The organism is Pseudomonas urmiensis (genome assembly GCF_014268815.2).
Taxonomy (GTDB): Bacteria; Pseudomonadota; Gammaproteobacteria; order Pseudomonadales; family Pseudomonadaceae; genus Aquipseudomonas; species Aquipseudomonas urmiensis.
The window spans coordinates 1,437,087-1,459,658 of record NZ_JABWRE020000001.1 but is presented as its reverse complement, the minus strand read 5'-3'; the positions used below and the strand labels follow the sequence as shown (position 1 = coordinate 1,459,658).

The following is a 22,572-nucleotide window of genomic DNA, read 5'->3' as shown; positions in this document are numbered from 1 at the left end:
CCCAGGATGACGACCTCCCATTCGCAGCACGCCGCCAGCACCGGCCAGCAGGCGCTGTGGCAGTACCACCAGCTCAACCCAACCAGCCCGGCATACAACATGGTCGCCGCCCGCGAACTGCGCGCCGACCTCGACCCCGCCACCCTGTGCCGGGCGTTCGCACGGGTGGTCGAGCACTGTGAAACCCTGCACTGCGGCTACCGCGAGCAGAACGGCGTTGTGTTCATGTACCACCCCGGGCAGGTCCGGGTGAACGCCAGCGTCGAGCACAACGATAGCCTGGACAGCAAAGGCGTCGCCGACTGGATCGAACAACACGCCGACCAGCCGTTCGACCTGGCCGCGGCGGACATCTGCCGACTGCGCCTGCTGCAGTGCCAGGGGCGTCTGTACCTGTGCATGGCCGCCCACCATATCAGCGGCGACTTCCTCAGCGTCGAATGGATGCTCAAGCTGACCTTCGCCGCCTACCATGCCGAACTCACCGGCGAGCCGCTGGTGCTGCCCCAGGCCGGGCTGTACTTCGACTGGCTGGACGAGCAACGCGAACTGCAGGCCGAGCACAAGCTCGGCGCGGCCGCCGCCTACTGGCGCGAGCAGCTCACGGGCAACCCGACGGCGCTGACCCTGGCCGCCGACCGCCCTCGCCCACGCACGCCCGGCTTTGCAGGCGGCGAAGTCGAATTACTGCTGGACCAGGCCCGCAGCGACCAGCTGCGCCAGTTGGCCGAGGCGCATGGCGTCAGCCTGTACGTGGTGCTGGCGACCCTGTTCCAGGTATTCATGCACCGCTACACCGGCCAGGACGATTTCCTGATCGGCACGCCGACCATGGACCGCCACAAGGCCCGCTACAAGGAACTGATCGGTTTCACCCTCAACAGCCTGCCGCTGCGCGCCCGTTTCGGCCATGCCCCGAGCCTGGCCGACTGCCTGCGCGACACCGCCCAGCAACTGCGCGAAGCCCTGCGCCATCGCCGCTACCCGGCGGCGCTCCTGCAACAGGAGGTCGCCAGCGGCCCCCTGTTCCACTGCATGATGACCTACATGCCAAGCCGGCGTGACGATGCCTTCGCCGACTACAGCGTACGCGAGCACCTGTTCACCCAGCGTGGCGCCGCCAATGAACTGAACCTGCGCTGGCAGGACGACGGCGTACAATTGCTGGCGCAGTGGCGCTATCGCAGTGACCTGTTCGATGCCGAACGTATCGCCCGCCTGGCTGAAGACTTCGCCTGGTTCGCCGGCAACGCCCTGGCGCACCTGGACGCCCCCGTTCACCAGTTGCCCGCAGCGCCACCGGCCAACAGCGCGCGTCGCGCCGGTGCCTGCCAACCGCAGGCCTTCGCCACTGCCACGGCCGCCTTCGATCACCAGGTCCGCAACCACGGCCAGCGCACCGCCCTGCGCGATGCCGACGGCAGCCTGAGCTACGCTGAACTGGACCAGGCCGCCAGCGCGCTGGCCGAGCGCTTGCGTGAAGCGGGCGCCGGCGCCGGTCAGATCATCGCCATCACCCTGCCCCGCAGCCGCGCACTGATCACCGCCATGCTGGCCAGCTGGAAACTCGGCGCGGCCTACCTGTGCCTGGACCCAACCCTGCCCACCGCACGGCAGCGGCAATTGCTCGAAGACAGCGCCGCCAGCGTGCTGATCGACCCCACCCACACGCTGCACGGCCTGGCCCGCAACGCCAGCGTCGCAAGCGCTGATGCGCACCCGCTGCAACTGGCCTACCTGATCTACACCTCCGGCTCCACCGGCACGCCCAAGGCGGTGCGGGTGACCCAGGGCAACTTGATCCACTACGCCGAGGCCGTGCTCAAGCCATTGGCCCTGAGCCCTGACGCCAGCCTGACCGCGCTGGCCAGCGTCGCCGCCGACCTGGGCTACACCGCCTGGTTCGGCGCACTGCTCAGCGGCCGCACCCTGCAGTTGATCAGCGACGAGCTGGCCAGCGCCCCGGAGGAACTGGCCCAGTTCCTGGCGAGCAACCCGGTCGACTGCCTGAAGATCGTGCCCTCGCACCTCGGTGCCCTGCTCGCCGTGGCCGAACCGCAACGCCTGCTGCCCCACCAGTGCCTGGTACTCGGCGGCGAAGGCCTGGACCTGGCCCTGATCAGGCGCATCCAGGCCCTGGCCCCGGGCTGCCGGATCGTCAACCACTACGGTCCCACGGAAAGCACGGTCGGCTGCCTGACCCACGCCGTGCAGGACGACGCCCCGAGCCTGTCCGGGTTCGCCCCGGTCGGCCAGCCGCTGGACAACGTCCAGGCCCAGGTGCTCGACCAGCACCTCACGCTGCTGCCGCTGGGCAGCAGCGGCGAGCTGTACATCGGCGGCGCCGGGGTGGCCGACGGCTACCTGGGCCAACCGGGCCTGACGGCCCGCCAGTTCATTCCCGACCCGTTCTCAGGCTTGGGCCAGCGCCTCTACCGCACCGGCGATCGCGTGCGCATGCTGGCCAGCGGCGCCATCGAATTCCTCGGCCGGATGGACGACCAGGTCAAGATCCGCGGTTTCCGTGTCGAACCCGGCGAGGTCGAGGCCTGCCTGCGCGCCTGTGCCGGGGTGCGCGAAGCGGCGGTGCTCGCCCGTGCCCTCAACGAAGGCGAAGCACCACGGCTGATCGCCTACCTGGTGGCCGAGCCCGGGCTGGACCATGATCGACTGCGCCGGCAACTGGCCGAACAACTGCCCGAGCCGCTGGTGCCCAGCCTGTACCTGGAGCTCGACCGCCTGCCCCGCCTGGGCAACGGCAAGGTCGACCGCCACAACCTGCCACTGCCGACCCCGGGCCAACCCGCCGCGCAGCAGCAAGACGCCCCACGCGACCCGGTCGAAGCAGTGTTGCTGACACTGTGGCGCGAAATTCTGGACAAGCCGACACTGTCGATCCATGACGATTTCTTCGCCCAGGGCGGCGACTCGATCATGGCGCTGCAACTGATTGCCAAGGCACGCAAGGCCCAGCTCAAGTTCACCCCCAAGCATTTCTTCGCCCACCCCACCATCGCCCGCCTCGCGGCCACCCTGGACTCGCCGCTCAAGGCCCTGGAGGCGCAATTGCTGGCGGTCTGGCGCGAGGTGCTGGAGCGCCCGGACATCGGCCGCGAGGATGACTTCTTCGGCGTTGGCGGCGACTCCATCATCGCCCTGCAGGTGATCGCCAAGGCCCGCAAGCTGGGCGTGAAATTCAGCCCGAAGGAACTGTTCGCCCACCCGCGCATCGACGCCCTGGCCCTGCTGGTCAGCCAGCGCCAGCCGACACAGCCCGCCCCCGTCACGCCAGCGCCGGCAACACCAGCCAGCGTCTCGGTGTCGCTCGGCGCCGACCAGCGCCAAGCCTTGCAACCGCTGGTCGGCACAGCCCTGGAAGACGCCTACCCGCTCTCGCCGTTGCAGAAAGGCCTGCTGTTCCACAGCCTGCTCGAAGGCGCCAGCGGGGTGTACGTGAACCAGCTGCAGGCCGAGCTGCAAGGCCCACTGGACGCCGAGCGCTACCTGGCCGCCTGGCACGCCACCTTCGCCGCGCACCCGCTGATGCGCACGGCGATTCTGTGGCAAGGGCTGGACGAACCGATGCAAGGCGTGTGCAGTGAACTGACCCTGCCGGTGCAACGCCTGGACTGGAGCGCCCTCGACGCGACGCAGCGCCAGCAGGCCCTGGACGCTTACTGCCAGGCCGACCGCGCACAAGGCTTCGACCCACAGCGCCCACCGCTGCAGCGGGTGGCGCTGATCTACCTCGACGCGCAGCACAGCTGGCTGATCTGGAGCCGCCACCACCTGATTGCCGACGGCTGGAGCTCGGTGATGCTGATGGAGGAAATCCTGGCCCGCTACAACGGCCTCGCCGTGCCATCCCGCCCGCCCTACCGCGACTATATCGCCTGGCTCGCGGCGCAACCGGCCGAGCACAGCCTGCAGTACTGGCAGCAGCACCTGGCGAACTTCGAGGGCGTCGGCAGCCTGCCGGCCCTGAACCCGGCCGAGCCCGTCACCCCGCGCTACCACAGCCACAGCCTGCGCCTGAGCGAGGCCCACAGCCGCCGCCTGAATGACCTTGGCAAGGCCTGCCGGGTCACCCTCAACACCTTGATGCAAGCCGCCTGGGGCCTGCTACTGGCCCGCGGCAACAACCACACCGAGGTCATGTTCGGCGTCACCAGCAGCGGCCGCCCGGACGCACTGGCCGATGCCGGGCAAATGCTCGGGGTGTTCATCAATACCCTGCCGCTGCGCCTGCGCACGGCCCCCGACATGGCCCTGTGCGACTACCTGCAACAGGTGCAGGCGGTCAGCGTGGCCATGCGTGAGCACGAGCAGACGCCACTGGCGCAGATCCTCCAGCAGCACCCTCGCGGTGCCGGTCTGTTCGATACCCTGCTGGTGTTCCAGAACCTGCCGGCGCTCAGCGAACGGCAGTTGCAGGCTGGCGAACTGACCTTCAAGGTCCTCGACAACCTTGAGCAGACCAGCTACGGCCTGACCGTCGAAGTGCTGCCAGGCCGTTGCCTGGAAGTGCTGTTCAGCGCCGACGCCCAGCGCCTGCCCGCCGTCGCGCTGGAGCGCCTGGGCGATGACCTGCTGAACCTGCTGCAGGCGCTGGACTGCCCGCCGGACACCCGCCTCGAGCAGCTCACCACGCTCAGCCCGGCACAGCATCGACGCCTGCTGGACTGGGGGCTCAACCCGGCCGACTACAGCCTCGAACACAGCTGGGAAGCGCGGGTGGCCGCCCAGGTCGCGGCCCACCCCGAGCGCATTGTCGCCCGCTGTGCCGAGCAGTCGCTGACCTACGCGCAACTGTGGCAGCACTCCGAACGCCTGGCCCGCGGCCTGCAGGCCCTCGGCGCGCGGCCCGACCAGCCGGTGGCACTGCTGGCCGAGCGCGGCATCGAATGGTTCTGCCTGATGGTCGCGACCCTGCGTGCCGGCTGCGCCTGGCTGCCGCTGGAGCCCTCGCAGCCGCCGGCACGCTGGCAACAGGTACTGGCGCGCCTGGAAGCGCCACTGGTGGTCTGCAGCCAGGCCTACGCCGAACCCCTGGCCTCGGTCTACCAGGGCCACCGCGCACTGCCTGCCGACCTGCTGGAGATGAGCGCCACCGGCATGCTGCCGAGCGAGCCGGCGCGCGCCGACCAGCTGGCCTACGTGCTGTTCACCTCCGGCTCCACCGGTCAACCCAAAGGCGTGATGGTGCCTCGCGCCGGCATGCTCAACAACATGCTGGCCAAGCTGCGGCCCCTGGGCCTGAACGCCGACGACGTGATCGCCCAGACCGCCCCGGCCTGTTTCGACATCTCGGTCTGGCAGACCCTCACCGCACCGCTGTTCGGCGCCTGCGTGGAGATCATCGGCGATCATCTGGTCCGCGACCCGCAGGCGCTGCTGCAGCTGGTGCGCGAGCGCCGGGTCAGCCTGCTCGAACCGGTGCCGGCGCTGCTGCAGGCGATGCTCGAAAGCCTCGATGGCCAGCCGCTGCCACTGCCGCACCTGCGCTGGGTACTGCCCACCGGCGAGGCGCTGCCGGTCGCCACCGCTCAGGAATGGTTCCGTCATTACCCGCAGATCCCGTTGATGAACGCCTACGGCCCGGCCGAATGCTCCGATGACGTAGCCTTCCAGCCGCTGTACCAGGCCCCTGGCCAAGGCGCCAACGTGGCCATCGGCCGGCCCACCGCCAACAGCGAGCTGTACGTGCTGGGCCACGACCTGCAACCGGTGGCCGACGGCGTGGTCGGCGAACTGGCCATCGGCGGTATCGGTGTCAGCCGCGGCTACCTGGCCGACCCGGCACGTACTGCCGCCAGCTTCATCCCCAACCCGTTCGGCGCGCCGGGCAGCCGCCTGTACCTGAGCGGCGACCTGGCCCGCTGGGACGCCGACGGCGTCCTGCAGTACCTGGGCCGCAAGGACTTCCAGCTCAAGCTGCGGGGCTTCCGTATCGAGCCCGGCGAGATCGAGGCGCACCTGGAGCGCCACCCGGATGTGCTGCGCGCCATGGTCAGCCTGCAACACCTGGGCGGCAGCGACATGCTGGTTGGCTACTGGCAGGGACGCAGCGGCCATCAGCTCGATGACAACCTGCTGGCCCAGCACGTGCGCGACAGCCTGCCGGCGTACATGGTGCCGTCGCTGTGGGTCGCCATGGACACCTGGCCGACCAACGCCAACGGCAAGGTCGATCGCAAGGCCCTGCCGCCACCGTCGCTGCAACAGGCCGAGGTCGAACCCCTGGCCAGCGAAAACGAGCGATTGCTGGGCGAGCTGTGGGCGACGCTGCTGCCCGCCCAGCCACTGGGGCGCAACAGCCACTTCTTCGAGGCCGGCGGCCACTCGCTGCTGGCCACCCGGCTGATCGCCCGGGTTCGCCAGCGCTGCGCCCTGGAGCTGCCGCTGCGCAGCGTGTTCGAGGCACCGCTGCTGTGGCAACTGGCCGCCCGCCTGGATGCCCTGGCCGCCGAGCCGGCCCAGGCCACGGCGGGCCCGCAACTGCTGCCGGTAGCGCGCCAGGCGCACATGCCGCTGTCGCTCAGCCAGCAACGGCTGTGGATGGTCGATCGCCTGCACGGCCCGTCGGCGGCCTACAACATGGCCGCCAGCCTGACCCTGGACGGGCCGCTGGAAATGCCCGCGCTGCGCGCCACCTTCAATGCCCTGCTGGCGCGCCACGAAGTGCTGCGCAGCAGCTACCAGGACATCGACGGCGAGCCGATCACCCTGATCGCCGAACAGCTGGAACTGGACGTCACCCTGCGCGATCTCAGCGCGCTGGACGACGCCCAGCGCCAGCAGGTGGCCGAACAGGAAAGCCTGGACAACCTGCGCCTGCCATTCGACCTGCGCCAGGCCCCGCTGATCAGGGCCCGGGTGCTCAAGCTCGGTGAGCAACAGCATCTGCTGTTGCTGGCCCTGCACCACATGGTCGCCGACGGCTGGTCGGTGGGCGTGCTGGTCAACGAGTTCAGCCAGCTGTATGCCAACCTGCGCGAGGGGCGCCAGGCACCGTTGCCGGCGCTGCCGGTGCAGTACGCCGACTACGCGGCCTGGCAGCGCCAATGCCTGCAAGGCGCCGCACTGGAGCGCGAGGTCGACTTCTGGCAGGGCCAGTTGCACGACGCGCCCCAGGTGCTGGCCCTGCCCAGCGACTGGCCGCGCCCGGCCCAGGCCGACGCCCGCGGCGCCGCCAGGGCGCTGGAAATTCCCGCGCCACTGCTGGCCCGCCTGGAAGCCCTGGCCCTGGCCGAAGGGGTGAGCCTGTACATGCTCCTGCTGGCCAGCTTCGAGCTGCTGCTGCACGCGGTCACCGGTGCCGACGACCTGCTGCTGGGCACCGACGTCGCCGGCCGCGAGGAGGCCAACCTCGAAGGCCTGATCGGCTTCTTCGTCAATGTCCTGCCGCTGCGCTCGCGCCGGCTGGCCGGCGAAAGCCTGCGCGCGTTCCTCGGCCGCACCCGCGACACCTGCCTGCAGGCCCTGGAGCACCAGGCGCTGCCGTTCGACCGCATCGTCGAGGCGCTGCAGGTCCCGCGCGAGCGTAGCCGCAACCCACTGGTGCAGGCGCTGTTCGTGCTGCAGAACACCCCCGAGGGCGACTTCTCGATCCCAGGGCTCGAGGTGCGCATGCGGCCTGCCGCCGAACGCACCAGCAAGTTCGACATGGCGCTGTTCCTCGAGCGCCACGGCGAGGTCATGCGCGGCGACTGGGTTTACGCCCGCGCCCTGTTCAAGGGCGAGCGCATCGACGCACTGATCGACGCCTGGCTGAACCTGCTGCAACAGGTGGTCGACCAGCCCCACGCCGCCCTTGCCCATTTCACCGTCACGCTGCCCACCGTGGAGACACCGGCCTTGGCAAAACCAGCCCCATCGTCCAGCAAGCTCGACAAACTGAAGAAACTCCCGGCCCGCGCCGCCGCGCCCCGGCCACTGATCCGCACCTCGGCGCTGCAACCCGGCCGCGAGTTCCCGCTGCTGATCGAGCCCGTGGCCCCGGACCTGGACCCGGTGGGTTGGGCGCAGAGCTCCCGCGACCTGATCGACACCCTGCTGTGCCAACACGGTGGCCTGCTGTTCCGCGGTTTCGCCCTGGACGACCCGAAAGCCTTCGAAGCCTTCGCCGAAGCCATTCACCCCGGCCTGTTCGGCGGCTACGGCGACCTGCCGAAGAAGGAAGGTGGGCGCAACATCTACCGCTCCACGCCTTACCCGGAGCGGGAAATGATCCTGTTCCACAACGAGAGCTCGCACCTGCCCCGCTCGCCGCGCAAGCAGTGGTTCTACTGTGAGCAACCGTCGCCGGTCGGCGGCGCCACGCCGATCGTCGACTGCCGCGAGCTGTACCGGCAACTGCCGCCGGAGCTGGCCGAAGCCTTCGAACGCAAGGGCCTGCTGTACGTGCGCACCTTCACCGAGCGCCTGGACGTCAATTGGCGGGAGTTCTTCAAGACCGACAGCCGCGAGCAGGTCGAGGACCTGTGCCGGGCCAGCAACACCGAGTTCCGCTGGCTGGCCAACGACGAACTGCAAACCCGTACCCGTTGCCCGGCGGTGATCCGCCACCCGCTGAGCGGCGAGCGCAGCTTCTTCAACCAGTTGCAGCTGCACCACACCTTGTGCCTGGAGCCCCAGGTACGCGAAGACCTGCTCAACATGGTCGGCCAGGAGCGTATGCCGCGCCAGGTGTACTTCGGTGACGGCAGCCCGATCGACGACGCCAGCATGGCCCTGATCGGTCGCCTGTACGAAGCCTGCGCGGTGCGTTTCGACTGGCAGCGCGGCGACGTGGTGATGCTCGACAACCTGATCGCCGCCCACGCCCGCGACCCGTACGAAGGCCCGCGCAAGATCGCCGTCGCCATGGGCGACATGCATGAACCGGCCCAGCTGGCCGCCCGACACACCGCAATGGAACTGCAGGATCAGACCGCGCAATGAACCACACCCTGGATTTGAGCCACGACCTACCCCTCAGCGCCGAACAGGCCCTGGCCGTGCAGCACGGTCGCGCGCCCCTGCAGCTGGGCGTCAACCTTGCCGGGCCCCTGCAGCCGGGCCGCCTGCACGAAGCCTTGCTGCAGGTGATCGAGCGCCACACCAGCCTGCGCGTGGCGCTGCGCCCATCGACCCTCTACCGCAGCCTGCGCCAGAGCGTGGTCGCCAGCACCCTCGACTGGCACCTGCTGGACGCCGGGCAGCACGCCGAGGCCCAGGCCCTGGCCGCCCAGCCGCTGGCCATCGACCAGGGTGCCCTGGTGCGCGCTGTCCTGCGCCAGCAGGGCCCCGAACAGTGGCGGCTGGACCTGTACGTCGCCACCTGCGCCAGCGACCGGCTGAGCCTGCAGAACCTGCTCGGCGAGCTGGCCGCGCTGTATGCCCAGCCCGATGCGCCACTGGAGGAAGCCTTCCAGTACAGCCAGTACGTCGAGTGGCGCAACGACCTGGACGCCGATGAGGAAGCCCCCGCCGGGCGTGCCTACTGGGCCGGCCTGCGCCTGGAACACCTGGCCCCGGTACGCCTGGGCAGCCTCGCCGAGGCCTCGCCGCAGGCCCCTGGCAACGCCGTGCAACAGGCCCTGCCCGAAACGCTGCAGGCACAGTTGCAACAACTGGCCGAAAGCGCCGGGCAAGCACTGGATACCGTGCTGCAGGCAGCCTGGTGGGCGCTGCTGGCGCGCATCGGCGGCAACGCCGAGTTCATCGCCGGCTGGCAACAGGACTGCCGCTTCGACTATGAGACCCTGGCCAACGGCATCGGCGTCTACGAGAAGATCCTGCCCCTGGCCCTGGCACCTGCGCTCGACCAACCCTTCAGCGCCTGGCTGCAACGCCTGGCCGAACAGCTCGAAAGCCATGCCCAGCAACAGGAGTACTGGAACGTCGCCGACACCACGCTGACGCTGCAGCGCACCGTCGGTTTCAACCTGGTGCGCCACAGCGCGGCGTTCGCCAGCGGCGGCCTGCGCTGGTCGGTCGATACCCTGCCCGGCGCCGATTCGGGCTTCGAACTGGCGCTGCAGGTAACCCTCGACGCCCAGGGCCAGCTGCAGCCACTGAGCCTGCAGTCACCCACCGCGCAGTACCCCGAGGCCGACCTGCGCTGCCTGCTGGAGCAGTATGCACAGCTACTCGAAGCACTGGTCGAACAGCCACGCCAGCGCGCCATCGGCGAACTGCCACTGAGCCCGGCGGCGCATCAGCGCCTGCAGCAAAGCCTGCGCGGCCCACAGCGCGACTTCGGCAGCCGCCCGCTGATCGAGCGCCTGGCCCACTGGGCGCAGCACAGCCCCGACGCCCCGGCGCTGATGGCCGCGGGGCAGACCTTGAGCTATGCCCAGCTGCATGCGCAGGTCGAGCACCTTGCCGGGGTGCTGCAGGCGCGCGGCATCGGTCGCGGCGCCAACGTCGCGCTGCTGCTGCCACGCTCGGCCGAGCTGCTGCTCGGCCTGCTCGCCGTGCTGCGCGCCGGCGCCGCCTACGTACCACTGGACCCGGCCTGGCCACAGGCGCGCGTCGAGCGGATCCTCGCCGACGCCCAGCCGCAGCTGTTGATCGGCGGCCCGCAGGGCAACGCCCTGGCCGAGCTGCTCCAAGCCCCCGCCGCCGCACCGGCCGACCCTGACATCAGCCTGGCCGATGCCGCCTACCTGCTGTACACCTCCGGCACCAGCGGCGAGCCCAAGGGCGTGCTCATCGAGCACGGCCAACTGCTCAACTACACTGCCGCGGTCAGCGAAGCGCTCAGCCTGGCGCAGTGCCGGCGTTTCGCCCTGATTTCCTCGGTGGCCGCCGACCTTGGCAACACCACCCTCTACGCCGCGCTGTGGACGGGTGGTTGCCTGGTGCTGGCCGACGACCAGGCCAGCCGCGATGCCGCCGCCTTCGCCCGCTATCTCGAAGCCGGGCAAGTCGACTGCCTGAAGATCGTGCCTTCGCACCTGGCGGCGCTGCTCGAAGGCCAGCAGGCCTGCAGCCTGCCCCAGGTGCTGATCCTCGGCGGCGAGGCCTGCCCCGGCAGCCTGCGCCAGCGCATCGAACAGCTGGCGCCGGGCAGCCGCGTGCACAACCACTACGGCCCCACCGAAACCACCGTGGGCGTGCTGTACAGCCTCGACCAGGGCTACAGCCCACGCGCCCCGCTTGGCCTCGAACACGCCCTGGCCAACACCTGGGTGCGCCTGCTCGAAGCCACGCCGGCCGGCCTGCAACCGGCCCCGCTCGGCGCCCTGGGCGAGCTGTACATCGGCGGCGCCCAGGTCTGCCGTGGCTACCTGAACCGCAGCTCCGATGCCTTCATCGACGACCCGCTGCAACCCGGCCAGCGCCTGTACCGCAGTGGCGACCTGGCGCGCCTGTCGGCCAGTGGCCAGCTGCAACTGGCCGGGCGCAGCGACAAGCAGATCAAGATCCGCGGTTTCCGCGTCGAGCCCGGCGAACTGGAAGCGGCCCTGGCCGCCCTCGAAGGGGTCAGCCAGGCCGTGGTGCAGTTCCACAACGCCAGGCTGCTGGCCTATGCCGTCAGCCAGCGCGACAGCGCCGCGTTGCTCGGCGAACTGCGCACTCGGCTGCCCGACTTCCTGGTGCCGGCGCAACTGCTGTGCCTGGCCGAGCTGCCACGCCTGGCCAACGGCAAGGTCGACTTCGGCGCGCTGCCGAGCGCCGACAGCCAGGCCAGCGAGCGGGTCGAGCTGCCACCGCGCGACGCCCTCGATGCGTTGCTCGTCGACCTCTACAAGGAGCTGCTCGAACGGGCGGCCCTGAGCATCGACGACAGCCTGTTCGACCTCGGCGGCCATTCGCTGATCGTCATCAAGCTGTGCACCCGCCTGCGCAGCCTGCTGCAACTGGAAGTGGCCCCGGCGCTGGTGTTCGACCACCCCAGCGTGGCGGCGCTGGCAGATGCCCTGCGCGCCCAGGAAAGCCAGCCAGGCAAGCTGCTGAAGATCGCCGAGCTGCGTCGCATGCTGGCGGCGATGTCGCCCGAGGAACGCGCCGCCCTGCAGGCCCGCGCCCAATCCGCCGCTGCGCCAAGGAGCTGATGCCATGCAACTCGACCCCCAGCAACTGGCCGAGCGTATCGCCAGGCTCGCCCCGGAAAAACGCCAGGCCTTCGCCGCGGCCCTGGCCGCCCAGGGCTTCGCCCTCAGCCGCCTGCCAATCGTCGCGGCCAGCGAACCTGGCCCGCACCCACTGTCGTGGGCGCAGCAGCGCCTGTGGTTCCTGCATCGCCTGGAGCCGTCCAGCAGTGCCTACAACATGCCGGCGGCCCTGCACCTGCGCGGTCACCTGGACAGCGCGGCGCTGCAACGCAGCTTCGACCAGCTGATCGAGCGCCACGCGATCCTGCGCAGCACCTTCGACGAAGTCGACGGCCAGGCCCGCCAGACCGTCCACCCGCAGTTGCCGATGCCCCTGGCCCAGGTGGACTTTTGCGCGCTGCCCGCCGAGCAGCGGGCCGTGCGCCTGCAACAACTGATCGACGCCGAGAGCAACCGCCCCTTCGACCTGCGCCAGGCGCCGCTGCGCGGCCTGCTGGCGCGGCTGGACAGCGATGAGCACGTGCTGATCCTGTGTGCCCAGCACATCGTCGCCGACGGCTGGTCGCTGGGCATCCTGGTCAAAGAACTGACCGCCCTCTACAGCGCCGCCCTGCAAGGCCGCGACAGCGACCTGCCGGGCTTGCCGATCCAGTACCACGACTACGCGGTCTGGCAGCAGACCAGCCTGAGCGACAGCGCGCTGGCGACCGACCTTGCCTACTGGCGCGAGCAGCTGGGCAGCGAACAGCCGACCCTGGAGCTGCCCACCGACCACCCACGGCCCCGGCAGCCGAGCGGGCGCGGCACGCGTCACCAGCTGCGCATCGAGGCGCCGTTGTGCCAGGCCCTGCGCGAGCTGGCCCAGGCCCGTGGCACCACCTTGTTCAGCGTGCTGCTGGGCGCCTTTAACGTGCTGCTGTACCGCCTCAGCGGGCAGACCGACCTGCGCGTCGGCGTGCCTGTGGCCAACCGTACCCGGGTCGAGACCGAGGGCCTGATCGGCTGCTTCATCAACACCCTGGTGCTGCGCTGCCAACTCGACGGTCGCCAGCCCTTCAACGCCCTGCTCGACAGCATCGAGCAGACCCGCCGCCAGGCCCTGGCCCACCAGCAATTGCCCTTCGAGCGGCTGGTCCAAGCCCTGGAACCCGAGCGCCAGCTGCAGCACTCGCCGCTGTTCCAGGTGATGTTCAACCTGCTCGACGGCCAGACCCCGCGCCGCCTGCAACTGCCCGGCCTGGAGATCGACGAGATCGAGCGCGAGCAGCTGACCGCGCATTACGACCTGGTGCTCAACGTCGTCGAGCGCAGCGACGCCCTGGAAGTCACCTTCACCGGCAATGCCGACCTGTTCGAACACGCCACCCTGGTCGGCCACGGCCACAGCTATGCCACCCTGCTGCACAGCCTGGTGCAGGCGCCCACGGCTCGTATCGCGCTATTGCCGCTGTACGACGGCGAGCAACAGCAGCGCCTGCTGGCCGACTGCCAGGCTTCGCTGGCGCTCGGCCCACTGCCGGAGCTGGTGCACCTGCGCCTGGCCGCGCAGGCGGCCGAGCAGCCCGAGCGCATCGCGCTGATCCACGACGACAGCACCTGGAGCTACGCCACCCTGCAACAGCGTGTCCAGCTGATCAGCCGCCACCTGCTGGCCCTGGGCCTGCCCGCCGAAGCGCGCATCGGCCTGGGCCTGCCGCGCGGCCTGGACATCGTCGCCGCGGTGTTCGGCACGCTCAATGCCGGGCTGACCTTCGTGCCACTGGACCCACAGTTCCCCGGCGAGCGCCTGGCGCACATGATCGACGACGCCGATATCCGCCTGGTGCTGGTCACCCCAGAGACCCAGGCGGTCATGGCGCCCTACCAGCGCCCGTGCCTGGACGTCACCGCCCTGGACGCCACGGCGCCAGCACTGGCCGGGGTACCGAGCACACGCCCGGTGCAGCGCGAACAACTGGCCTATGTCATCTACACGTCCGGCTCCACCGGCAAGCCCAAGGGCGTGGCGGTCACCCACCGCTCCCTGGCCGGCTACAGCGAAGTCGCGCGCGCCTACTACGGGGTCGCTGCCGACGACCGGGTGCTGCAGTTCTCGACCTTCAACTTCGACGGCTTCGTCGACCAGCTGTTCCCGCCGTTGGTGTGCGGCGCGGCCCTGGTGGTGCGCGGCCCGGAGCTGTGGGACAGCGCCGAGTTCCATGCACGCCTGTACCGCCACCGGATCACCGTCGCAGCCTGCCTGACCACTGCATACTGGTTCCAGCTGGCCCAGGATTTCGCCCGGCAGCCGCACGCGGCCTACGGCGAGCTGCGCCTGGTCAGCGTCGGCGGTGAAGCGATGCCCAGCGCCGGCCTGGATGCCTGGCGCAAGGCCGGCCTGGCCGCGGTGCGCCTGCTGAACATCTACGGCCCCACGGAAATCACCGTGGTCTCCAGCATCCAGGACTGCAACGCGCTACTGCAGCGCGACCCACTGCCACTGCAACTGCCGATTGGTGCGCCGCTGCGCGGGCGCGCCTACTACCTGCTGGACCGCGACGACAACCTCACCCCGCCGGGCGTCCCTGGCGAGCTGTGCGTCGGCGGCGAGCTGCTCGCCCGCGGCTACCACGACGTGCCCGGCCTCACCGCCGAGCGCTTCTGCCCCGACCCCTACGGCCCGCCCGGCAGCCGCATGTACCGCACCGGCGACCGTGCCCGGCGCCTGGCCGACGGCACCTACGAGTACCTCGGGCGCATCGACCAGCAGGTCAAGCTGCGCGGCTTCCGTATCGAACTGGGCGAGATCGAGTCGCGCCTGCGCAGCCACCCTCAGGTGCGCCAGGCCCTGGCGCTGGTACGCGAGGACCGTCCCGGCGACCGCCGCCTGGTGGCTTACCTGGTGTACCACGAGCAGGCCCCGCAAGCCGCCGAGCTGCGCCAGCATCTGGCCGCGCAGTTGCCCGACTACATGGTGCCCGCCGCCTTCGTGACCCTGGCGCAGATGCCCATGACCCCCGGTGGCAAGCTCAACCGCGCCGCCCTGCCGGCACCGGACTACAGCGCCCAGGGCAGCAGCCAGCGGGCGCCGCAGAGCGAGCGCGAGCAACAGTTGCTGGCGCTCTGGCAGAACGTGCTGGGGCAGCAGGCGATCGCCATGGACGACAACTTCTTCGCCATTGGTGGCCACTCGCTGCTGGCCGCGCAACTGGTTGCGCGCATTCGCCTGGAGCTGAACCTGGAACTGCCCCTGCGCAGCCTGTTCGAGGCGCCGACCATCGCCCAGCTGGCGTTGCTGCTGGACAACGCCGCGCCCAGCCGCCAGGCACCGATCACCGTGGCCGCGCTGCCGGCCGATGGCCGCCGGGTGCTGTCCCACGCCCAGCAGGGCATGTGGCTGGTACAGGCGATGCAGCCGGACAGCGCGGCCTATCACATCCCCAGTGCCGCGCGGCTGCTCGGCCAGCTCGACCTGCCCGCCCTGCGCCAGGCCTTCCAGCACCTCGGCCAGCGCCACGAAGCGTTGCGCAGCAGCTTCCACGAACAGGACGGTACGCTGCATGTGCGCGTACAGGACACCCTCGAACTGCCGTTCGAGCTGCATGATCTGGGCCCTGTGCCCGAGGCCGAACGCGAGGCCAGCGCCAAGCGCCTGCTGATCGAACTGGCGACGCGCCCCATCGACCTGCGCCAGGCACCGCTGCTGCGCCTGCACCTGGTCCGCCTGGACGAGCGCCAGCACCTGCTGTTGCTGGTGATGCACCACATCGTCTCCGACGGCTGGTCGATGGGCGTGCTGGTGCGCGAGCTCAGCCAACTCTACAGCGCGGCCCTGAGCGGCAGCGCGACGACCCTGGCGCCACTGCCGATACAGTACAGCGACTACGCCGCCTGGCAACGCCAGCAGCTGGCCAGCACCCAGCAAGCCCACCTGGGCTACTGGCAACAGGCCCTGGGCGAGCCCCTGCCGCCGCTCGAACTGTTCAGCTATCGCCCGCGCCCGCAGGTGCTCAGCGGCCAGGGCGCACGGTTGTCGTTCCAGGTCGCCGCGGCCCCGGCCCAGGCACTGAAACAGCTGTGCCTGGGCCATGGCGCGACCTTGTTCATGGGCCTCTTGGGGGTGCTGCAACTGAACCTGTACCTGCACAGCGAACGCGCCCAGGCGGTGATCGGCACCGACGTGGCCAACCGCGAGCACAGCGAGACCGAGGGCCTGGTGGGCTTCTTCATCAACCAGCTGGCGCTGCGCGTCGATGTCGGCGGCAACCCCAGCTTCAACGCCCTGCTGCAACGCCTGCGGCCTCAGGTGCTGGAAGCCTTCAGCCATCAGGCGTTGCCGTTCAACACCTTGGTGGAGGTGCTCAACCCGCCGCGCAGCCTGGCCTGCAACCCGCTGTTCCAGGCCAAGCTGGTGCTGCAGAACCACCCGGACGGCGCCCTTGAGCTGCCGGGCCTGACGATCGCGCCCGAACGCATCGAGCATGGCCAGTCGCAGCTGGACCTGCACCTGAGCGTGGAAGAAAGCCAGGGCAGCCTGGCCTGCACCCTGAAATACAGCACCGACCTGTTCGAGGCCCACAGCGCCGAAGCGTTTGCCGCAGCCTTCGTGAGCCTGCTCGAACAGCTGATCGCAGCCCCTGAAGTACCCGTGCAGACAGTGGTCGAACCGCTGCGCCGGCAGCTTCAGGAACAACGCATGCAGCACGTGAGCGCACGCAGCGAACAGAGCCTGGCCCGCCTGGGCAGCAGCCGTCGCCGCGCCCGCATCAGCACCGACTCTATGGAGGGATAAGACATGAACGGCCCCGCGATTGCCAAACTCGGCGGCATGCGCCGCAAAACCATCCGTGTGGATGAAGACGCACTGGTCCATTTCACCCCGCTCAACCCGGGCAGCACCTACACCGCGGTGTGCGAACCGGCCGGCCCCGGCATCAGCCTGGTGGCCTGGGCCGAGGCCAACCGTGAGCTGATCGAGCGCAAACTGCTCGAACACGGTGCGCTGCTGTTTCGCAACTTCCAGGTGGACAACGCCGAAGCCTTCGACAACTGCATCAGCGCACTGTCCGGCGGCGCCCTGGAATACAAGTTCCGCGCCTCGCCGCGCACCCAGGTGGACCCGCGCCTGAACATCTACACCTCCACCGACTACCCCAAGGACCAGCGGATCTTCCCGCACAACGAACACTCCTACTCGCCGGTGTTCCCGCTGAAGATCTTCCTGTGGTGCGATATCGCGCCGCTGTCCCGCGGCGAAACGCCGATCGGCGACACCCGGGCGATCAGCCAGGCCATCGACCCCGAGGTGCGCGAGCGCTTCGCCCGCCTGGGCATCATGTACGTGCGCAACTATGGCGACGGCTTCGGCCTGCCCTGGCAGACCGTGTTCCAGACCGAGGACCGCGCCCAGGTGGATGCCTACTGCGCCAGCGTCGGCATCCAGACCGAGTGGAAAGCCGACGGCCGCCTGCGCACCCGCCAGGTAGGCCCGGCCCTGGTGCGCCACCCGCGCACCGGCGAGACGCTGTGGTTCAACCACGCCACCTTCTTCCACGTCAGCACCCTGCCGGCCAGCGTGCGCGATGCGCTGCAGGCCGACTTCGCCGATGACGACCTGCCGCAGAACACCTTCTATGGCGACGGCAGCCCGATCGAGCCGCAGGTGCTGGAACACCTGCGCGGTATCTACCTGCAGCACATGACCGAGTTCCCCTGGCGCCACGGCGACGTGCTGCTGCTGGACAACATGCTCTCGGTGCACGCACGCAACGAATACGACAGCCCCCGACGCATCCTGGTGTCGATGGCCGAAGCCCTGAACAGCACGGACGTGGCGCTCAAGCCCTGACGCGCCCCCACACGGTTCACGGTTTTCGACTCTGCCCCCTATTCAAGGCCTCCACATCATGTCCAGCATCGCCATCGAGGGCTTTCGCCCCGCCCTGCAACAAAACGCTCACTGGTCCCATGCCAGCGGGCGCGACGCCACCCTGTTCCTGACCTTCAGCCTGCCTGAGGGCACCGACCCCAGCCGCCTGCGCACGACCCTAGAGCAGGTGCTGGAGCAGCACGAGATCCTGCGCACCCGCCTGGTGGCCAGCCCCGGCATGCAACTGCCGGTACAGGTCATCGCCGAGCAACTGCTGATCGACTGGCGCGAGGTCGCCGACGACCTGCCCCAGCACGCCCTGCACAGCTTGCTGGGCGCGGCATTGGCCGAGGCCAGCCTGGCCGTCGCGCTGACCCAGGCAACGCCGCCACGGGCCTGCCTGGCGCTGCCGGCGGCCAACGCCGACCACACCACCCTGCAGCTGCTGTTGCAGCAATGGCAGGCGCTTTACCAGGGCCTGCCAGCGGACGAGGAAGCGGTGCAGTTCGCCGATTTCGCCGAATGGCAGTTCGAGCACCTGGGCAGCAGCGACAGCGACGCCGGGCGGGCCTTCTGGCAGCGCCAGCAGGCCGACGCCGCCGACCAGTACCTGGTGCAGCACCCGTTCCAGCGCGGCGAGGCCGCGCTGCCGGCACAGCCAGCCTGCCTTGCGCGCACCCCGGACGCGGCCTTCCAGGACCACATCGGCAGCGCCCTGGCCGGGCTCGACGCTCCGGCCGAGGCGCTGTTCGGCTGGTGCTGGGCACTGCTGCTCAAGCGCCACCTGGGCCAACCACAGGTGCTTCTGGGCTGGGCCCACGATGGTCGCAACAGCGCCACCACGAACGCCCAGGGCCCCTACGGCAAACGCCTGCCGCTGCACCTGCAGCCGGACGACCAGGACACCCTGGCCAACGCCCTCGCCGGCTTCACCCAGCTGCTCGAACAGGCCCGCACCTGGCAGGAAGAATGGCCGGCCCAGGCCCAGGACACGCCCTTCGGCTTCCGCCTGCGCCAGCCGCTGGCCTCGGCCTGGCCGGTGCTGGCGGTGCACGGTGAAACCTGTGCCCATGCCCTGTTGCTGGAAGTCCTGGAACAGCCCGAAGGCTTTGCCTTCCACCTGCACTACGATGCCGCCCGCCTGGACGCCGACGCCGCCGGGCTGCTACTCGACCAGTTCCTCACCCTCGCCCTGCAGGCCAGCGCCGCCAGCCAGCGCGCACTGGGCGAGGCCTCGGGCATCAGTGCCGCGCACCAGGACTGGCTCGCGGCGCTGAACCGCACCGAGGTGCGGCAACAGCCCCCGGCGCTGCTGCACCAGCTGTTCGAACAACAGGTCGCCGCCCGGCCAGAGGCCATTGCCGTGCGCCACGGTGATGCGCAACTGAGCTACCAGGCACTGGAGGCGCGGGCCAACCAGCTGGCGCACCAGCTGCGCGACGCCGGCCTGGCGCCGGGGCAGGCCGTGGGCCTGTTCATGGGCCGCGGCCTCGACGCGATCGTCGGCATCCTCGGCATCCTCAAGGCCGGCGGTGCCTACCTGCCGCTGGACCCAAGCTACCCGGCCGAACGCCTGAGCGACGTGCTCGAGCAGACTCGCGCCAACCTGCTGCTGAGCCTGAGCAGCCTGGAGACACAGCTGCCCAAGGGCGACTACCGCACCCTGTGGCTCGACCGCCTCGCCGAGCACGACCTGCCCACGCAGCGTCCGCAACCGCTGAACGACGGCGACAGCCTGGCCTACCTGATCTTCACCTCCGGCTCCACCGGCCGGCCCAAGGGCGTGATGGTGTCGCACCGCAATGCCGTGCACTCCACCGCCGCACGCCTGCTCGCCTACCAGGAGCCGCTGCAAGCCTTCCTGCTGGTGTCGGGGCTGGCCTTCGACAGCTCGGTGGCCGGGCTGTTCTGGACCCTGGCCCAAGGCGGCGAACTGTGCCTGCCCCAGGACGACCAGGTGCAGGACGCCCTGGCCCTGGGCCGACTGATCGGCGCCCGGCGGATCAGCCACACCCTGATGCTGCCGTCGCTGTACGGGCAGGTGCTGGAACAGGCCGCCGACCAGCTGGGCAGCCTGCGCTGCGCCATCGTCGCCGGTGAAGCCTGCCCGGCCAGCCTGGCCCGCCAGCACCGCCAACAGTGCGCCCAGGCGCAGCTGTACAACGAGTACGGGCCGACCGAGGGCACGGTGTGGTGCAGTTACTACCGCGCCCAGGGGGACGAACAGGGCGTGCTGCCGATCGGCAAGGCGATCGCCAACATGCAGATGTATGTGCTCGACGCCCAGCTGCGCCCGGTGGCCGCCGGCGTCAGCGGCGAAATCTACCTCAGCGGCGCCGGCATCACCCAAGGCTACCTGGGCCGCCCCGACCTCACCGCCGAGCGCTTCCTGGACAACCCGCTGAACCCGGCCGGCAGCCTGCTTTACCGCAGCGGTGACCTGGGCCGGGTCAACGCCCAGGGCGACATCGAGTTCCTCGGCCGCATCGACGACCAGGTGAAGATCCGCGGTTTCCGCATCGAGCTGGGCGAGATCGAGGCGCGCCTGCTCAACCACCCAGGCGTGCGCGAGGCCGCCGTGGTGGCACGCGCCAACGACACCGGTGACAACGAGCTGGTCGCCTACGTGGTCGCCCGCGATGCCTGCCCGGGCGCCACCGCGCTGCAGGCGCACCTGGGCCTGCATATGCCGGAGCACATGGTGCCGAAAACCTATGTGATGCTGGCGGCCTTCCCCCTGACCCCCAACGGCAAGCTCGATCGCAAGGCCCTGCCGGCACCGGTGCGTGAGCGCCGGGCCAGCTACCGGGCACCGGCTACCGAGCGCGAAGCCACGCTGGCGGCGCTGTGGGCCGAGGTACTCGGCGTTGAACAGGTGGGCCTGGACGACAACTTCTTCGAGCTCGGCGGCCACTCGCTGACCGCCACCCGCCTGGTTTCGCGCCTGCGCAGCAGCCTGGGCCTTGAAGTGCCGGTGCGAGCGCTGTTCCAGCACCCGACCCTGGGCGCGTTCGTCGAACAGGCCCTGCCCCGGGCCGAGGCGTCGACACTTCCACCGATCCGTGCGCAGCGCCGCGAAGCGCCAGTGCCACTGTCCTATGCCCAGGAGCGCCTGTGGTTGTTCGACCGCCTGCACCCAGGCAGCACCACCTACAACGTGCCCGAGGCCGTACGCCTGCGCGGTGCCCTCGACCTGCCGGCCCTGGAGCGCTGCTTCAGCGTGCTGCTGCAGCGCCACGAAAGCCTGCGCACCACCTTCGCCCTGGACGGTGACCTGCCGGTGCAGCGGGTGCGAGCGGCCGAGGACTTCGCCCTGGGCCTGATCGACCTGGGCCGGCTACCCGAGGCGCAGCGCAGCGCGCGCCTGGGCCAGGAACTCCAGGCCCAGGCCGCGCACCGTTTCGACCTGGAGCACGGGCCGCTGTTGCGTGCCGGCCTGGTGCGCCTGGCGGACGACGAACACGTGCTGTGGCTGACCCTGCACCACATCGCCTTCGATGGCTGGTCGATGCGGGTCTTCACCCGCGAACTGATCGCCCTGTACAGCGCCTTCAGCCACGGCCAGGACTCGCCGCTGGCAGAGCCACAGTTGCAGTACGCCGACTTCGCCCAATGGCAGCGCCGTGAGCTGAGCCAGGCGGCGCTCAAGCCGCAGCTGGACTTCTGGCTGGGCCACCTGGGTGAGGACCGCAGCCTGCTGCAGTTGCCATGCATGCTGCCGCGCCCGGCCCTGCCCAGCCATCGTGGCGCCGAGCACAGCCTGATGCTGGGCCCGCAACTGGCCCAGGCCCTGCACGCCTACAGCCGCGAACAGGGCTGCACGCTGTTCATGACATTGCTGGCGGCATTCAACGTGCTGCTGGCAGGCCATAGCCAGCAATCGGCGATCCGCATCGGCATCCCCATCGCCAACCGCCATCACCAGGAGCTGGAGGGGCTGGTCGGCTTCTTCGTCAACACCCTGGCGCTGCGCACCGACCTGGCCGGCAACCCGCGTTTCGACAGCGTCTTGCACCAGGTGCGCGACAACCTGCTGCACGCCCACGCCAACCAGGACCTGCCGTTCGAGCAACTGTTGCAGGCCCTGCCCGGCGCCCAGCAGCACAGCGCGCCGCTGATCCAGGTGATGTTCGACCTGCACCAGGAGCGCAACCTGCGTTCGTCGGCGTTCGGCGACCTGAGCATCGAGCCGCTGAGCGAAGACCACGGCAAGCGCAGCACGCTGTTCGACCTGATGCTGGATGTCAGTGAGCGTGAGCAAGGGCTGATCGCCACCTTCACCTACAGCACCGACCTGTTCGAACCTGCCAGCATCGAGGCCCTTGGCGAGGACCTGCAGGCCCTGCTCGAAGCCCTGCCCGGCCAACCCGCGCCGTCGTTCGAAGCGCTGGTGCAACGCCTGCGGCCACAGCCGGCGGCGCACGCCGGGCAGCAGCCCGAGGCCCGGGAGCAAGTGGCGCAGCTGGTGCGCGAGGTGCTGGAACTGCAGACGCTGGATGAGCAGGCGCACTTCTTCGAGGTAGGCGGCAGCTCACTCAAGGCCGTGCTGCTGTGTGCCCGCGTGCAACAACTGTGGGGCACCCAGGTACCGGCCCACCTGGTGTTCCTCAACCCACGCCTGGACGACCTGCTGAACGTGCTGAGCCGCTACAGCCACGCCTGCCCCTGACCCGCCCGCTG

General features: G+C 69.8%; 5 protein-coding genes. All 5 read left to right on the top strand.

The features are described from left to right. Positions 1–6: 6 nt before the first annotated feature. From HU737_RS06430 to HU737_RS06410, 5 genes are read left to right on the top strand one after another with little or no spacing between them, the layout of a single operon-like run. Positions 7–8,943: a non-ribosomal peptide synthetase gene (locus HU737_RS06430; protein WP_186556090.1), complete on the top strand. Its 8,937-nt coding sequence runs from the start codon at positions 7–9 to the stop codon at positions 8,941–8,943. Further along, positions 8,940–12,044, top strand: a complete 3,105-nt coding sequence (locus HU737_RS06425; protein ID WP_186556091.1) for a non-ribosomal peptide synthetase — start codon at positions 8,940–8,942, stop codon at positions 12,042–12,044. The genes HU737_RS06430 and HU737_RS06425 overlap by 4 nt, the downstream gene beginning before the upstream one ends. Positions 12,045–12,048: 4 nt before the next feature. Continuing rightward, on the top strand, positions 12,049–16,815 hold the full coding sequence (locus HU737_RS06420; RefSeq protein WP_186556092.1) for a non-ribosomal peptide synthetase: 4,767 nt from the start codon (positions 12,049–12,051) through the stop codon (positions 16,813–16,815). A gap of 3 nt (positions 16,816–16,818) precedes the next feature. Continuing rightward, positions 16,819–17,871, top strand: a complete 1,053-nt coding sequence (locus HU737_RS06415) for a TauD/TfdA family dioxygenase (RefSeq protein WP_125859235.1) — start codon at positions 16,819–16,821, stop codon at positions 17,869–17,871. Between the two features lie 58 nt (positions 17,872–17,929). Beyond that, a complete protein-coding gene (locus tag HU737_RS06410; protein ID WP_186556093.1) occupies positions 17,930–22,561 on the top strand; it encodes a non-ribosomal peptide synthetase in 4,632 nt (1,543 codons plus the stop codon). Positions 22,562–22,572 lie beyond the last annotated feature (11 nt).